Origin of the sequence: Pedobacter sp. KBS0701 (assembly GCF_005938645.2) — a bacterium.
Classification (GTDB): Bacteria; Bacteroidota; Bacteroidia; order Sphingobacteriales; family Sphingobacteriaceae; genus Pedobacter.
Window position 1 is genome coordinate 5,254,593 of record NZ_CP042171.1, and the last position, 15,116, is coordinate 5,269,708.

Consider the following 15,116-nt stretch of genomic DNA (forward strand, 5'->3'; position numbering starts at 1 on the left):
AACATCGCCAGCAAGATATTTGTAGTTTTGTAGCTTAATGAAATTTTTTATTCCCTTTATATTTATTCTTGGCTTCTCTACGTGGCTTCATGCACAAAATAAACCTGTGCAGGGAATTGTTATTGATAAAGAAACCAGGCAGCGTTTGGCCAAAGTTTATATTTACAACATCCGTACGGGTGATGGCTTATATAACAACACAAAAGGCGAATTTAGTACCTTTGCCCTACCAGGTGATACCTTGGTTGCAGCTTTATCAGGCTATGGAGTTGATACCATTGTTTTTAAAGGCCAAACTGCTGCATATTTTCAACTCAGATCGCTCGGCATCAGACTACGCGATGTAGTTATTCAACAAAAAAGATTGAGCCCACAGCAGCAATACGAAAAAAATGTTCAGGAATACCGTTACCAAACCATGAAGGGAAGTAGTAAAGATTTATTGAATTTAAGTAATGGTGGTGTTGGTTTAGGTATCGATGCGATCTATAACCTGTTAAGCAGACAAGGAAGAAATGCCCGTCACCTTCAAAAAATTCTGGAAAAAGATTATCGTGAAGACCTGATTGATTATCGTTTCAGTGCCAGTCTGGTCAGCCAGGTATTAGGTATAAAAGATGCCGAACTGACAGATTTTATGCAGCAATATCGCCCTACTTATCAATTTGTATTAGATGCAACAGATTACGCCTTTAATCTTTTTATCAGGAATGCCTATAAAAGCTACAGGTTAAATCCTAAAGCCTTACAATTGCCGGCATTGCCCAAAATAACCATTGATAAGCTGTGAAGGCGCCAATCCTGATCGTTAAAAAACTTCCGGCAGCTGGCATGGCTATCTTTCCTTTTATCCTGCTAAAATCTGCAAAGCTTAAAAACGATGCAGAGATGATTAATCACGAGAAAATCCATTTGCGCCAACAGTTAGAACTGCTTATTTTGCCTTTTTATCTGCTGTATCTTTTTAATTACCTTATCAACCTTTTTAAATACCAAAACCACGACCAGGCTTATCGGAACATTGTTTTTGAAAAGGAAGCTTATAATCATGACACCGACCTTAATTATCTGAAAAACGGCAATTGGTACGGCTGGATCAGATCAATATTATAGGACGATTTTCTGTCCAAATTGAATTGTCGATCCGCCAATCATTTTGTTAAATGCTTTTTATCTCTAAAATTTTTCTTTTTCTTTGTAGGTAATGAAGAACTGTTTAGCTGCCATAATCCTGATCCTAAGTTTCTGCTCTACAAAATTATATGCACAGGAAATTGATACTATTCCGATCAATACCAAAGACTTGAATATAAAGTTAAAACGTAGTCCGTTGCCAAGCAGGCAGGGGCCATTAAACTTTGAGCCTGTAAAAATTAAGCCTTTGGTTGTAAACGCCAGGATTAATTACTGGAAAACAAGAACCAACATTGGTATCAACATTAACCAGGCCCAATTCAGTAACAATTGGAAAGGTGGTGGTACCAACTCTGTAGCCGTTGGCGGTTTGGTTAACTGGAAGGCAGAATACAACAAAGACAGTTACAGTTATGTAAGCGAGCTTGTTTTGCAATATGGCAAAATCAAAAATAAAGATCAGCTGCAAAAGAAAACCAACGACCGTATTTTTTGGGATAATAAAGCTTCTTTCCAGCTTTCTAAAAGCTGGTTCTTCTTTGGATCGTTAAGTTTTGAATCCCAATTCGATAATGGTTATTCTTACAGTATGGTAAACGGCCAGGAAACCGCCACGCTGATTTCAAAATTTATGGGCCCGGGTTATTTAACAGAATCTATCGGTTTCGAGTATAAGCCTGTTAAATATTTTTCTACCCGTATAGGCACCGGTACTGCACGTCAAACTTTTGTCTTGGATGAAAAGCTTTTTCTTGATCCTGTTGATAATACCAAACCGCCAAAAGCTAGTGTTTTTGGGGTAGATTATGGCAAAAAAGTACGTAATGAGCTGGCTTTTCAGATTGTAAGTGCAATTGATAAGGATATATTTACCAATACAAACCTTAAGGCACGATATCAGATGTTCATTCCGTATCAGGATTTTAAGATGAGCAATATTGATCATCGGTTAGATGTTGCATTAACGGCAAAAATCAATCGTTTTATGAACACAAGTTTAACTGGCGTACTCCTGTTCGATAAGGATACAGGCACGAACAAAATACAGGCGAACCAGACTTTAGCGCTGGGTTTTGGCTTTACCTTCCCGAGATAGCTTTACCCGCCACCAATTTTGCCCATTTCCCAATACGGCATGGTAATAATCTGCCTAAAGCTTACACCCCTTTGTTTTAGGTAACGTTTAAACTGCTGTATTGATTTTGCCCTGCCTGTTAAGTAAAACGTAGCATTTTGCCACATTTCCCAACATAGCGGGTGCATATTGTCCATCCATTTGATGGCATTTTTCGCAGGGGCGTTCAGGTCAGATGGTACCGTATCAATCAATAATTTAAGGTGTTCAACTGAATTCAGGTTTTCTTCCTGGAGTTCCAACACCCCAAAATACTCTACATCTTCATCAATTACCTTTTTACCCAGCGATTCGTATAAACCCAGGCTGGTTTCATCACCAAAAAAGAAATGCTGATTGGATGCTTCATTGTATTTTACTTTTGCCCGGTCTACAATCAGTTTTAAACGGTCTCCTTTTTGGATATTTACAGCCAGATGATGTCCGGGCCCTTGCCTGTTCAGGTAAAAAATCACTTCACAGGTTTCGTGTGCTTCGTCAAAGCCCGATAAAGTATAATGTCTGTATTCATTGGCGTTAACCCTTAGCAACACTTCGTTTCCAGGTATAAATTTAGCTTCAAAAAAATCGCCTTTAAAGGTAACGCACTTTAAGTTGCTGCTTAACATTTTGGTTTCTACAACTTCTACTTGATATATTTTATTGCTGATCACTTTTTCCATTGTGTTGGCCAGCCATGAAGGTAATTTAGGCATCGTATTCTTTTGTTTAGTAACTTTGAACAAAAGTAGTTGTCTAACAAAAGGATCTTTTTATACCAAAAGGATTAAAGTTTATATCAAAAGGATTTTATGGCCTTAAACATTTACGATAGCGATGATAAATATTATGTTGTAGGAAGTAATTTCGACATTGCTCAATTTAATCAACCACTGGTAACCGAAAGGCGGGATAAATACAGTTTCCCTTTTGGCGATGCAGAGATCGTACAGATTGCTTTTTCGGGCATTTACATTGTTTACGGCGATATGGTGGTGAAACAAAGCCGCCTGCGCATTAAATCTTTTGATGAACCTGATATGGTAGAGCTCCACTTTGCACTTACTGGCGGAGGCATTATGGAAAATTACCTCACCAATAAACGCCTGGATATTAAAGCAAACCAGCATAACATTATTTATAGTCCTGATTTTGACGGGATGGCAGAGTTTGATACGGGAGGTCCGCATAAATTTTTTGAGATAAATTTTGAAAGGTCACGTTTTATTGATTTAACCAGCGAAAGCAGCATCCTGTTAAAGAATTTTGCCGAAAACATCATGAACAGCCGTTCGGTAGAAATTTCATCAGAAAACCTGCCCATTACCCTGGCCATGCACAGCTGCATTAAAGATATTATGAACTGCCATTTTACAGGTGGGTTAAAATTATTGTTTCTTCAGTCTAAATGTTTGGAACTGCTTGCACTACAGGCCCAAGCTTTTGAACAAGCAGCTAAAAAAACCGTAAATCCTGCTATTAAATCGGCTTATGATAAAGAAAGGATCTATTATGTCCGGGAATACCTGCTGGCCAATGCCAATCATCCGCCATCTTTAACCGAACTGGCCAAAACCGCAGGAATAAACGAATTTAAGCTGAAGCATGGCTTTAAAGAAGTGTTCAAAAATACTGTTTTTGGTTATCTGAGCGATTATAAATTAATGCGGGCTAAAGAGCTCCTGGCCGATAGCAGCAAAGACATCAAAAATATTTCGGATGAACTGGGTTATTCTTCAGTACAGCATTTCAGCAGCGCATTTAGCAAGAAATTCGGCATAAGCCCGGGGAAAGCGCGGTAGGTTGGTTGGGCGTTTGGAGTCCAAAGTCCCCAGTCTTTATTCTTTAGTCCTGGATGTATATTTTTTCCCGGCCTTAGGTTTAAACCCAAGGCCAGGAAATGCCCAGACCAAATCTTTCTAAACCTTTTTCCTTTTTTTCTTAAGGTCCAGATAATCTACATAATACAAAACCCTAACTGAAAGGCTGTTATTTTGCGGGGCATTTAAAATTCCGCTCAGGTTTTTATTGTAGCGTTCTGTGTAATAAGTATCGTAAGTTTCTGCCGCATCTTTATAAGAAACGGATAAAGTGCTGCCTGGAGCAAACTGCCAGGTATAAATTAAGTCAATATTAAATACATTGTAATTTCTGTCTAGCCCGTTTAATGGCGTTCCGGTATAGTTGCTCAAATTGCCATCAGGTTTAAGCAGGTAAAATTCTTTATTTCTTCTGTCGCTCCAATAGTGTCTCAACACCACTGTAAAACCCATTAAATTGGTAAAAGTATATTTGGCATCGAAAGAATTTTCTACCGTTCTGCGGTCGTATTTGGAGAAAATAGCTTTATCACCCTGTGCCGTTACCCAATTTACATAATTATAATTTGGGTTAAAGTTAAGATCTAAACCAAAAGCAATTTTATCATTTATCCGCAGGTTCTGGAAAAAGTAAAAATTGTACTCTTTGCCCTTAAAAAGTTCCTGTTCCCTGTAGCGGATGTTTCCTCCAAAGTTATAAGCCTTTGCGCGATTTGGATTAATATATAAAACGAAACTATAGCTTTCGGGGGTTTTATATACCTGACCGTTTCTCGATTCGTAGAAATCGTTTTTTGCAGCGGTATAGATACCGTTTACTTCTGCCGACCAAAGATTTTTAAATTGAACATAAGGTCCGCCTTCTACAGAAAAAGTTTGGAAGCTGCCTGGTGTAGCCCTCCTAGAGTATAAAATATTAAAGTAGCTTAATAACTGATTGTACCAACTGCTTGGCTTATAGACATTATAGTGAAAATCCAGCATCTGATCTAAAAAATTGTTATTGGTAAAAAAGCCCAAATCAGAAGGATCGAATTTATCATCGGCATATTGCTGCGAATAGCTCCAGGTAAAATTACCGCTCTGTTTACCAAACTTAAGCCCATAACTATATCCGGTACTGGTTTCTTTACCCCTTAAATAGCTCATTTTACCTGCGCCATTAACAAAGTATTTGTTCCCCTTATTGTTCAGGTTAAACAGCAATGCAGTTACATTGGCATCATAAGCCGAGCCCCGCCTTAACACATTGGTATTGATAAATGTTGCCGAGCTATTATTTTTTAGTGATTGATCGAATACCAGAATATTGTAATTCGTAAGGGGCTGGGTTTCGACCATGCGGATGTTACCCTGCGCGTCTTCCACTTCTGTTTCCATGCCGTTGGTAACCGCATTAAAAATCCCGATACCCAGGCCTTTCGCCGTCCGTCCAGATATTTTTGTGGCGTTCAGCACTTTGGCTTCTTTCTGATCTTTTACAATTTTATCATTCCCCACGCCACTGTAATCGTAGTAAGACGGAATTGAGCCGATCCGTTTAGAATAAAAAAGATCGCCTTTGTTAAACAGTTCGGTTCCTTCGGTAAAAAACTGGCGGTTTTCGTTAAATTTTACTTCAAAAGGGGTAAGGTTCAGGATCCGGTTATCTGATTGCACCTGACCAAAATCGGGCACAAGTGTCATATCGAAAGTAAAACTGTTGTTAATTCCATATTTAACATCCATCCCGCCATTAAACCGCGCGGTGGTGTTTTTTACCCCTGGCAAATTAACCGGATAATGGTTTACATAAGCCGAAATATAGGGTGAAAAAGATAACCTTAATGGCGGTTTAATATCTTTTATCCCTGTCCAAAGGCCTTCCTGATTGATAAAGCCATTTACTTTAGGGTCGACGAAATTCCAAAAAGTTTGCGTATTGCTCCGCTGTATCCTGCGGCTAAAGTTCAATCCCCAGTGCTGAATATCCTTACCGGAAAAACGAAGAGCTGAATAAGGAATTTTCATTTCACAGGTCCAACCGTTATCGTCCAATTTAACGGCACTTTCCCATACCGCGTTCCAGTTTGCATCTTCATCACCCACCTGCGAGTATTTGGCATCAAATTGAACACCCGCAGCCGTAACAAAAAAGCCGTTTCCATTCATTTTATCGTAAAATGGATCAAGAATTATCGAAATGAAATCGGCGTTGCCGATATTATCCCTCGAAACCAGTTCGTGCGAAACGCTATCAGGGTGATCGTACATCCGGGCGTAAACATAAATGGCTACATCATCATAAATCACCTTCATTTCAGTACGCCGATCATAAGTTTCTATCTTTCCAGGATTTGGCCTGATCTGAATAAAATCAGTGGCAACGGGAACATTGTTCCAACATTCGTCATCTAAAACGCCATCTATTTTTGGGCTTGGTACCGTTCTCTTCGCTTCCAGTTGCCGCTGTTTCGAAATATCCTGAGCCTGAGAAAAGGCAAAAGAAAATATAAAAAGAAGGATGATGCAGCGTTTCATTCGTTTAGGTTAGTTCGGTATAAGACCATGCCTTAACCAAAATGTTGCACCAAATGAAAAAAACATAAAATTTAAGTCATTCAACGATTTAAACTTTATTGTTTCAGCGCAATATTTTTGTCCGTTATTTCCTTTCCTTCCGGGCGGAAACCATTGTACTTAAACCCGACAGAAACGGAAATACTTTTTGCTGCACTGCTCCCAAACTTAGCTGTCATGCTGAGGCACAAAAAGATTGAAGTGAATGGCGGGAGTACAGTACCTATGAAAATCGAACTGCTCATTTTCAAAAAAAGATTTTTGCCTTTGAGGTGCAGCAATTTACAAGCAAAATTTGATACATTTGCCTTTTATTAAAAACAAGTAGCTTTTTGCCCTTTGGCATGAAGCTTTTAGCTTAAAAAAAGATGTTTGATAATTTACAGGACAAGCTAGACAGAGCGTTTAAAGTATTAAAAGGACAAGGCAGCATTACGGAAATTAACGTGGCAGAAACCATGAAGGAAATCCGCAAAGCATTATTAGATGCCGATGTTAACTATAAAACAGCTAAAACATTTACTGATGATGTGAGGCAAAAAGCTTTGGGGCAAAACGTACTTACCGCCGTTTCTCCGGGCCAGCTGCTTACCAAAATAATGAATGATGAACTTGCAGCCTTAATGGGTGGTGAAGTTACAGAGTTAGACACTAAAGCAAACCCTACCATTATCTTAATTGCAGGGTTAAACGGTGCAGGTAAAACTACTTTTGCAGGTAAACTGGCTTTACACTTAAAAGGCAAGGGCAAAAAACCTTTATTGGTAGCAGGCGACATGTACCGCCCGGCGGCTGTAGATCAATTGGAAGTTTTAGGAACTTCTGTTGGTGTATCAGTTTACGCAAACCGTGCATCAAACGATCCTGTTGGCATAGCTTTAGAAGGTATTGCATACGGTAAACAAAATGGAAATAACGTAATCATTATTGATACCGCAGGTCGTTTAGCGATCGACGAATCTTTAATGAACGAAATATCTGAAGTTAAGGCTAAAACGCAACCACACGAGATTTTATTCGTAGTGGATTCGATGACTGGTCAGGATGCGGTAAATACAGCCAAAGTATTTAACGACCGTTTAGATTTTACAGGTGTTGTTTTAACCAAACTGGATGGCGATACCCGTGGTGGTGCGGCCCTTTCCATTAAATCGGTAGTAAACAAGCCTATTAAATTTATCGGTACCGGCGAGAAAATGGAAGCGCTGGATGTTTTCTATCCAGATCGTATGGCATCGCGTATTTTGGGTATGGGTGATGTGGTTTCACTTGTTGAGCGTGCACAAATGCAGTTCGATGAGAAAGAAGCTGCAGAATTGCAGAAGAAAATACGCAAGAACAAATTCGATTTCAACGATTTCTACAACCAGATTCAGCAGATCAAGAAAATGGGTAACATGAAAGATCTGATGGGCATGATACCAGGTGTGGGTAAAATGATGAAGAATGTAGATATCCAGGATGATGCCTTTAAATCAATCGAAGCCATCATCAATTCGATGACACCATTTGAGAAAGAAAACCCGGATAGCATTCAGCAAAGTCGCCGTTTACGTATTGCAAAAGGTTCAGGAAGTAAGGTAGAAGAAGTAACCAAGCTCATTAAACAGTTTGAAGATATGCGTAAAATGATGAAGCAGTTTTCTAACCCTGCAGCCGCAGCCGCCATGATGAAAGGTATGCCTAAAATGCCATTTGGCAGATAGTTTGCAAGGTTAAGGGTAGAGAAGGTTTATGGCGTAAAATTAGTAGTCACGTCATGCTGAACTTGTTTCAGCATCTTTTAAAATAATATAAATCCTGATCAGCAATGATCAGGATTTTTTGTTTATAGGTTTTGGAAATGGGGGTTCAGTATTCCATAGTGGGTTTCAGCCCTGCTTTCCCTGCTGCCGATAGAAGGAATCGGCATTCGTCCAATCAGGTTTATTAACATCGGTTGCTGAAACCAATGGGCCTGAACTTATAATAACTAAACCTTGATCTTTATCTAAACAATTTCTATATTAGTGATCAATATTCATCCCGAATAATTTACATCCGAGTTTATTTTAATTAAAATTAAATGCTTGTAAAAACATACGGGAGTGCTGTTTATGGCGTAAATGCACTAACCATAACAATCGAAGTGAATATTAGCGCAGGCACCAAGTACTATATGGTAGGCCTGCCCGATAATGCGGTAAAAGAAAGTTTACAAAGGGTGGCCAGCGCCATTAATGTTTCAGGTTTTCGCATGCCTAAACAAAAAATAGTGGTAAACCTGGCACCTGCCGACATGAAAAAAGAAGGCTCCTCGTACGATCTGCCAATTGCCATCGGCATTTTAGCGGCATCAGGTCAAATCCCGGCCGACGAATTAGAAGATTATTTTATTATGGGCGAACTTTCTTTAGATGGAAGTATACAGCCCATAAAAGGGGCTTTACCGATTGCCATACAAGCTCAACAGGAAGGTTTTAAAGGATTTATCTTACCGAAACAAAATGTTCGCGAAGCAGCCATTGTAAACGATTTAGTGGCGTATGGTGTAGAAAACCTGGCCCAGGTAATTGCTTTCTTTAATAAAAGCGAAGCGCTGGAACAAGTTAAAGTGAATACCAAAGAAGAATTCTTAAAAAACATCAATAATTACGAGCACGATTTTGCCGATGTTAAAGGCCAGGAAAATATTAAAAGAGCGCTGGAAATTGCGGCTGCAGGCGGTCACAATGTTATTTTAATAGGGCCGCCAGGTGCAGGCAAAACCATGCTGGCCAAGCGCCTGCCTACTATATTACCGCCATTAAATTTAAACGAAGCTTTGGAAACCACGAAAATCCATTCTGTTGCCGGAAAACTCTCTGCGAGCGATGCTTTAATGACAAGCCGTCCGTACCGCTCACCGCACCATACCATTAGCGATGTAGCCTTGGTAGGCGGCGGAATCAATCCACAACCCGGAGAAATATCACTGGCACATAACGGTGTTTTATTTTTAGATGAACTACCTGAATTTAAACGAACTGTTTTAGAGGTCATGCGCCAACCTTTAGAAGACCGTAAAGTGGCTATTGCAAGAGCAAGGTTTTCGGTAGAATATCCAGCCAGCTTTATGCTGGTGGCCTCTATGAATCCCTGAGGTTGCGTTGACTTGTATGCATAGATCCGGGAAGGTAGGCAAGTGCAATATCTATTGTTTTCTCACGAATTGTGACGTAATCTGTGACGGTTTCAACAATCGCACGCTTTTGTTGAAAATCCATATTGTCCCATTTATCGACTAATGATTTTGCCTCATTCAAAACATAATCCGTTGATTTCAACTGAATTTTCCTATAGTCGATTTTGGCCTCCAGCTCTGGAATAGAACTGTTGAGTTCAGAAAATTGCTGTTCCAAGGGCTTGTAAAGCTTTGCAAAATGTTCCCTATCTAATTCGTTGCTTAATCTGAGCTCGACTAGTTCGTCCATTTTCTTTTGAATTTTTGAAAGTCTTTTAGCCGAGCCAGCCAGTAGTTCTTCTTCCTTTCGGATCTCCGTTTCGAGTTCATCAACAAGCATTTGCGGACTCAAGCTATTTATATATTGTTTGATGTTGTCCTGGTAGATTTCATTTATGTCCGTCTCCAAGATCCCATTCTTACAGGCTTTGCAGGTAAATTTCTTTGAGTTGGCATAAACATACATCGGGATTCCACATTGGCATTTTACGATACCGGCTAGAAGGTTTTCTGAAAGCCTACCGATTTTAACCCGTCTCCGTTTTTGCTCATCCAGAACAGCATTGCACTCCAACCAAAGCTCTTCGGAAATAACGGCGGGACACGGAAGTTGCACCCATTCTTCCTTAGGTTTTACCTTCCAAGTTTTTCCCTCACCCATACTCTTTGTATAGTTGGCCAGGCGAATGCCCTTGGCAGTTGTATCCCGTAACAGACGGTCCACAGTCGTATCGCTAAAACGGCTTCCGTTCCTCGTTCGGTACCCAAGCATATTAAGCTTATCGGCCGTGGTTTTTTTTCGCTGGCATTCCTTGAAAATCTCATACACCAGCCTACGTACAGGTGCCTCCCGTTCATCAATCACCAGCTGTTTATTCTCCCACCTATACCCAAAACTGGCCTGGCCACCCAAGGGCTTTCCCATTTCAGCACGGATTGGAACAGAAGCCGCTACCCTGCTTGAGATTTCCTCACGTTCCCATTGGGCCATCGCAGATATGATTGTGAAAAATAGTCTGCCTGCTGGGGTGCTGGTGTCGATCTGTTCGGCAAGTGAAACTAAATCCGCCTTCTCGTTTCTGAATATCTCCGCAAACTCCAATAGTTCCTTTGTATTTCTAGCCAGCCTCGCAAGCTTGGAAAATACAAGTCCCGTGATGTGCCCGCTTCTAATATCTGCTAACATGCGCTGCGTCTCTGGATGGTCCATAACAGTTTTGCCGGATATAGCGTCCAGTCTATATACCTCCACGATATTCCAGTCTCTGGATTTTGCATAGTACCTGGCCCTCTGCTCATGATGCTCCGGGCTCTCGTCCCTAACCTGAAAATCAGTTGACACCCTGATCCAGATTCCGATTCTTTTCTGTTCCATAATTCTAATGCTCAAGGAAATTTCTATGGTCTAATTTAATCCATTCGTGTCCAAAATCATTCCTTATTGTCAATTTAGAGCCTTTTTATTGTTTCTTTGTGTGAATTTTTTTCAACCGTTTTTATGTCCGAGTAAGTAGGTATGTTAATCGAGCTCGTATCAAACTATGCCGATTTCCGGCCTAGTATACTTTTGATGCTGAACGCTCTTTTTCCAAGTTCGAGGGCCGAAAGAATCGCGCTGGATTTTGCCAATCCCATTCCCTTAAATTTTGCAAGTTCGATATGGCTCAGCTCCGAGAGTTTCGAGAGATCGTTGTCAACAGATTTTAGGATCTTTTCTCCAAGTTCAACTGCATTGGCATCTGCCGTTCCAGATCCGATTAGCATCGCGATCAATTCGGCAAGCGTCATCTCTCCGGGACCGTTTTCCAGAAACTTTTCCCTTGGCCGTTTCTCAGGATTCCAAGATTTGATCCCGGACTCACCTTTTTGTTTTCCCTGATTAAACAGGTCAAGTACCGTTACATCTTTTTCAGCTGCATACGCTGCAGATTGGAAAAGAGATGCAAAGGCCGAAATCCATAATTCAAAATCTTCCTGCCAGATATACAATCTTGCCTTTCGTGTGCTGCCATCCTCAAACCTGACCAGATTTGTGATCCGCATATAGTTACTTTTATTTCTGGCCAGTTTGAAATCTAGAAAAAAGCTCTTTCTTCCCGATGAAAAAGCTTCCGATGCGATGGTATTGTCTTTCATAAGTCGTTCATATTTAAATCCATACCAAATTTCCTTATTGAAAATTAATTAGTCGGTTGTATATTAGCCAATCCGATTGAAGCGCTTTTAAATCGGCTAAATACCTGTAATACAAGAAGATTAGTTTTTATGGAACCTGTTCTCGAGGAAGAAAAAGAGCGCAGCTGCGCTTATTCTGGATGCAAACGTACTTTTGAAGGCCGTAAAGACAAGATCTACTGTAGCGACCAATGCAGAAATGCCGCGGGCCGGGAGAAGAACAAAATATCGAAATGGAAGGAACCTGAGCACTTCGGGCAAATCAACAGAATAATTCTCCGCAATTATCAGATTTTAAAGGGACTTTACAATGAAACGCTCACACCCTTGAAAAACTGGCAGCTTAGCGACGAGGGATTTGAATTCAAGTTTATGACAGGAATTTATAGGGTCGATGAAGGTATCGAGATCTTCATGTGCTATGAATATGGCTGGCACCAGCTCTCAGACAATAAAGTCAGGATTTACCATATTCCGCCACTTTTTCTCACGGGAATGGCAAGTAGCATAGTCAAATAGAAAATCCTATTTCAATAGTAGAAATTTTTTGAACTACAATTGCAGTACCTTTTCATGATATCCCTCAGCAACCATATGGTTAAAAGTGCCAATCATGTCCGTCGACGCTATCACCTGACATGCCATTTCAAAACCGACTATCGGCGCTATTATTCGTGCCGCATGAAGAAAGTTCTCATATCTTTCCAAAGTAGCTTTTGCAGCAATTTCTCTCAAGGTCGAACGAGATAGTAGAAATTTTTTGAACTACAATTGCAGTACCTTTTCATGATATCCCTCAGCAACCATATGGTTAAAAGTGCCAATCATGTCCGTCGACGCTATCACCTGACATGCCATTTCAAAACCGACTATCGGCGCTATTATTCGTGCCGCATGAAGAAAGTTCTCATATCTTTCCAAAGTAGCTTTTGCAGCAATTTCTCTCAAGGTCGAACGAGAAAGAAGATAGTGCATAGTTGTTGCGTTGAGCAAAGAGAATGCCTCAATATTTGAGTTTTTTACCGATAATTGGCCCTTTATCGAGCCACCAATCTTGTTCCATTTTGGAAATGTTCGATTAGCTTTCTTGAACGCTTCAAGCAATACCCCCTCCAACCTTTGTATTCCAGCCTTCCCATCTGCACCAATATCTCTTGCATTTGGGATACGCGTAAAAAGCCCTTCAAATCTCTTTTCGACATTTCTGGTAGCGGGTTGAGATAGGCAAGATTGCAAAACAACTGAGAAACCAATCCTTTCTTTCTGCCTGAAGTATTCATCAATTTCTCTCCTCTTGCAAGTATTCAGGTCAATTCCAGGAAACATCCCGTTATGTTGTTTGAATCTTTCGGTTAAATCAATAGCTAAGCCAACATATAGGATCTCCCTACTTTCGTAGTCCCAGTAACAGTATATTCCAGATGATGCCCAGCCATAGTTATCATTTGCATTACACACTGTGCCTAGCGCTCCAACGATCTCATTTTTTTCGTTTTCCCGATAAGAATCGGCAATAATAGTCCTTAGCATTTTAGAAATGTTAAAATAATGCGATCTTGCCGCCACTTAATCTTGTAGATGATTTCGATAGGTGGGTTCATTTTCTTTTATAAAGATAATTCTGCCTCTTTCTGTCCAAATCCTCTTCCAACTGACTTAACATGGCTACATCTATGGTAATATCTTTATGAAATTCACGTAAATATTTTAACGCACCAACTCGTCCGCATTGTACAAGAAAATCCTTTTCCTCTTCGCTTAGTTTAAATTGTGTCGTTTTAATAGGACTAGGGTTAATTCGAACCACGCTTCCCTTGTTAGCATCAACAACTTCACGTTCGTTGCTATCGGTGATAATATCTTCTAGATCCTTTACCACTGATGAATCTGGATTAATATTACTTTCCAAATACAAAGCAATAAATAGTTTTTCGGGGTTGTCTTCTTTAAAAAGCTTTAGGGGAAAGTTATTGCCCAACCCGCCGTCATAGACATTATATTCATCCGTTTTTACTGGAATAAAAAAGCCCGGTATGGACATCGAACATCTCGTCGCAAAAGACGCAATAGTTTCTTTTCTTTGCCCTTCAGAATCAAATCGCAGAATTCCATGTCCTCTGCTATTAGCGTACAATATTGTCCGCGAATGTAAATGCTGCATTTGGATCTCTTGGGCTTGTCCAGGCACCTTGGCTTTGATGAGATCATTTATCCAATTGCGGAATTTTTTTCCAGGATACATACCTCCCTTAAAGAAAACGTTAATAGGAATCATAAGGAAATGCGAATCTTTAAATGCAGTAAAATCTGTGTCGCGCATTATTTTTACCAATTCGTCCGGACTATATCCAGCCCCCAAAAGTGTAGCTGTTATCGCACCGGCAGATGTACCAGCGAAGGCATCAAAAGTGAAATGTTTTCCCAATTCTAATAAAGCCCCTGCGAATGCAAGGCCCTTAACACCTCCTCCCTTCATTACCAGGGCGAGTGGATACGAATTGCTAACTACTTTGAGCAATTTTGGAACAGCATCCTGAATCTCTTCATTATATCTTGTAATTAGCTGATTGTGGCATTCTTCACAAATTTTTCCTGTTGACAAAGACTTTAAAATGTCTGGCTTATAATTTTTAAAATCAAACAAGCAACTCCTTGTATCATTATGTGACTTAATTTCTGGGTTTACAAAACTTAAGGTATAACGTACTAAGTAATATCTGCAGAACCTGACCATATCGAACAAAAACTGGCGCAATGACGGGTCGAAAGAATAAGTTGTAAAGCATGCAAAGCCATTTTTAGCATCGTGAATCCCGAACAGGTTACTATTCGGGTCATTTCTTCCCGATAACTTTTTGTCCAAGACTAAAATGATATACGGCCTGACACCCCCAGCATTTGATCTATATTGAGCCATCCACTCTATTACATCATCTCGATGATAATGATCTTTATCGTAAAGCCTTGCTTTCGCTAAAAGGCGGTCTGGAGCTATGCTATATTTAAACTCACTCTGTATTTTGTTCAACGGCTCATATGCAGATTTCAAATCTTGGATAAGCTCCTTTTGAGTGGTAATGATTTCAATAGAGAACGGCATTGTAAGAATATT

General features: G+C 40.1%; 12 protein-coding genes and 1 pseudogene. 7 read left to right on the forward strand and 6 right to left on the reverse strand.

All coding sequences use genetic code 11. The annotated features are described in order from the left end of the window. The first annotated feature begins 37 nt into the window (after window positions 1–37). From FFJ24_RS21190 to FFJ24_RS21200, 3 genes are all read left to right on the forward strand, one after another. On the forward strand, window positions 38–790 hold the full coding sequence (locus FFJ24_RS21190; protein ID WP_138819145.1) for a hypothetical protein: 753 nt from the start codon (window positions 38–40) through the stop codon (window positions 788–790). Further along, the gene (locus tag FFJ24_RS21195) at window positions 787–1,113 is read left to right on the forward strand and encodes a hypothetical protein (RefSeq protein WP_210419408.1); all 327 of its coding nucleotides are present in this window, start codon (window positions 787–789) and stop codon (window positions 1,111–1,113) included. Before FFJ24_RS21190 ends, FFJ24_RS21195 begins: the two co-directional genes overlap by 4 nt. A 91-nt stretch (window positions 1,114–1,204) precedes the next feature. Next, entirely contained in the window at window positions 1,205–2,230 is a 1,026-nt protein-coding gene (locus FFJ24_RS21200; RefSeq protein WP_138819146.1) for a DUF3078 domain-containing protein, read from the forward strand. 2 nt (window positions 2,231–2,232) lie between these two features. Here FFJ24_RS21200 and FFJ24_RS21205 read toward each other — a convergent pair whose 3' ends face one another. Beyond that, window positions 2,233–2,964: a hypothetical protein gene (locus FFJ24_RS21205; protein ID WP_138819147.1), complete on the reverse strand. Its 732-nt coding sequence runs from the start codon at window positions 2,962–2,964 to the stop codon at window positions 2,233–2,235. A gap of 96 nt (window positions 2,965–3,060) precedes the next feature. On the opposite strand from FFJ24_RS21205, the gene FFJ24_RS21210 reads away from it, so the two are divergent. Further along, window positions 3,061–4,050 carry an AraC family transcriptional regulator gene (locus FFJ24_RS21210; protein ID WP_138819148.1) on the forward strand — a complete coding sequence of 330 codons (990 nt, stop codon included), beginning with the start codon at window positions 3,061–3,063 and terminating at the stop codon, window positions 4,048–4,050. A 117-nt stretch (window positions 4,051–4,167) separates the two neighbouring features. Here FFJ24_RS21210 and FFJ24_RS21215 read toward each other — a convergent pair whose 3' ends face one another. Beyond that, a complete protein-coding gene (locus tag FFJ24_RS21215) occupies window positions 4,168–6,588 on the reverse strand; it encodes a DUF5916 domain-containing protein (protein ID WP_138819149.1) in 2,421 nt (806 codons plus the stop codon). A 407-nt stretch (window positions 6,589–6,995) separates the two neighbouring features. Here FFJ24_RS21215 and ffh point away from each other — a divergent pair, with 407 nt between their 5' ends. Next, entirely contained in the window at window positions 6,996–8,333 is a 1,338-nt protein-coding gene (gene ffh / locus FFJ24_RS21220; RefSeq protein WP_138819150.1) for a signal recognition particle protein, read from the forward strand. Between the two features lie 359 nt (window positions 8,334–8,692). Then, a pseudogene (locus FFJ24_RS21225) lies at window positions 8,693–9,745 on the forward strand (YifB family Mg chelatase-like AAA ATPase); the annotation flags it as partial. On the opposite strand, the gene FFJ24_RS21230 reads toward FFJ24_RS21225, so the two are convergent. Next, on the reverse strand, window positions 9,735–11,204 hold the full coding sequence (locus FFJ24_RS21230; RefSeq protein WP_138819151.1) for a recombinase family protein: 1,470 nt from the start codon (window positions 11,202–11,204) through the stop codon (window positions 9,735–9,737). The pseudogene FFJ24_RS21225 and the gene FFJ24_RS21230 overlap by 11 nt on opposite strands. Before the next feature lie 164 nt (window positions 11,205–11,368). Continuing rightward, on the reverse strand, window positions 11,369–11,965 hold the full coding sequence (locus tag FFJ24_RS21235) for a UPF0758 domain-containing protein (protein WP_138819152.1): 597 nt from the start codon (window positions 11,963–11,965) through the stop codon (window positions 11,369–11,371). 129 nt (window positions 11,966–12,094) lie between these two features. Between FFJ24_RS21235 and FFJ24_RS21240 the strand changes: the two genes are divergently transcribed. Beyond that, window positions 12,095–12,523 (forward strand): hypothetical protein, encoded by a 429-nt coding sequence (locus FFJ24_RS21240; RefSeq protein ID WP_138819153.1) that lies wholly within the window; start codon window positions 12,095–12,097, stop codon window positions 12,521–12,523. Between the two features lie 246 nt (window positions 12,524–12,769). On the opposite strand, the gene FFJ24_RS21245 is transcribed toward FFJ24_RS21240, so the two are convergent. Then, window positions 12,770–13,534, reverse strand: coding sequence for a hypothetical protein (locus FFJ24_RS21245; protein WP_138819154.1), 765 nt, complete (start codon window positions 13,532–13,534; stop codon window positions 12,770–12,772). Between the two features lie 67 nt (window positions 13,535–13,601). Then, window positions 13,602–15,104 (reverse strand): patatin-like phospholipase family protein, encoded by a 1,503-nt coding sequence (locus FFJ24_RS21250; protein ID WP_138819155.1) that lies wholly within the window; start codon window positions 15,102–15,104, stop codon window positions 13,602–13,604. Window positions 15,105–15,116: the final 12 nt, after the last annotated feature.

Coding starts and splice junctions, on each gene's coding strand:
- FFJ24_RS21245 (WP_138819154.1), bottom strand. CDS start 13,534: ATGCTAAGGACTATTATTGCCGATTCTTATCGGGAAAACGAAAAAAAT.
- FFJ24_RS21250 (WP_138819155.1), bottom strand. CDS start 15,104: ATGCCGTTCTCTATTGAAATCATTACCACTCAAAAGGAGCTTATCCAA.
- FFJ24_RS21190 (WP_138819145.1), top strand. CDS start 38: ATGAAATTTTTTATTCCCTTTATATTTATTCTTGGCTTCTCTACGTGG.
- FFJ24_RS21210 (WP_138819148.1), top strand. CDS start 3,061: ATGGCCTTAAACATTTACGATAGCGATGATAAATATTATGTTGTAGGA.
- ffh (WP_138819150.1), top strand. CDS start 6,996: ATGTTTGATAATTTACAGGACAAGCTAGACAGAGCGTTTAAAGTATTA.
- FFJ24_RS21215 (WP_138819149.1), bottom strand. CDS start 6,588: ATGAAACGCTGCATCATCCTTCTTTTTATATTTTCTTTTGCCTTTTCT.
- FFJ24_RS21235 (WP_138819152.1), bottom strand. CDS start 11,965: ATGAAAGACAATACCATCGCATCGGAAGCTTTTTCATCGGGAAGAAAG.
- FFJ24_RS21205 (WP_138819147.1), bottom strand. CDS start 2,964: ATGCCTAAATTACCTTCATGGCTGGCCAACACAATGGAAAAAGTGATC.
- FFJ24_RS21200 (WP_138819146.1), top strand. CDS start 1,205: ATGAAGAACTGTTTAGCTGCCATAATCCTGATCCTAAGTTTCTGCTCT.
- FFJ24_RS21240 (WP_138819153.1), top strand. CDS start 12,095: ATGGAACCTGTTCTCGAGGAAGAAAAAGAGCGCAGCTGCGCTTATTCT.
- FFJ24_RS21230 (WP_138819151.1), bottom strand. CDS start 11,204: ATGGAACAGAAAAGAATCGGAATCTGGATCAGGGTGTCAACTGATTTT.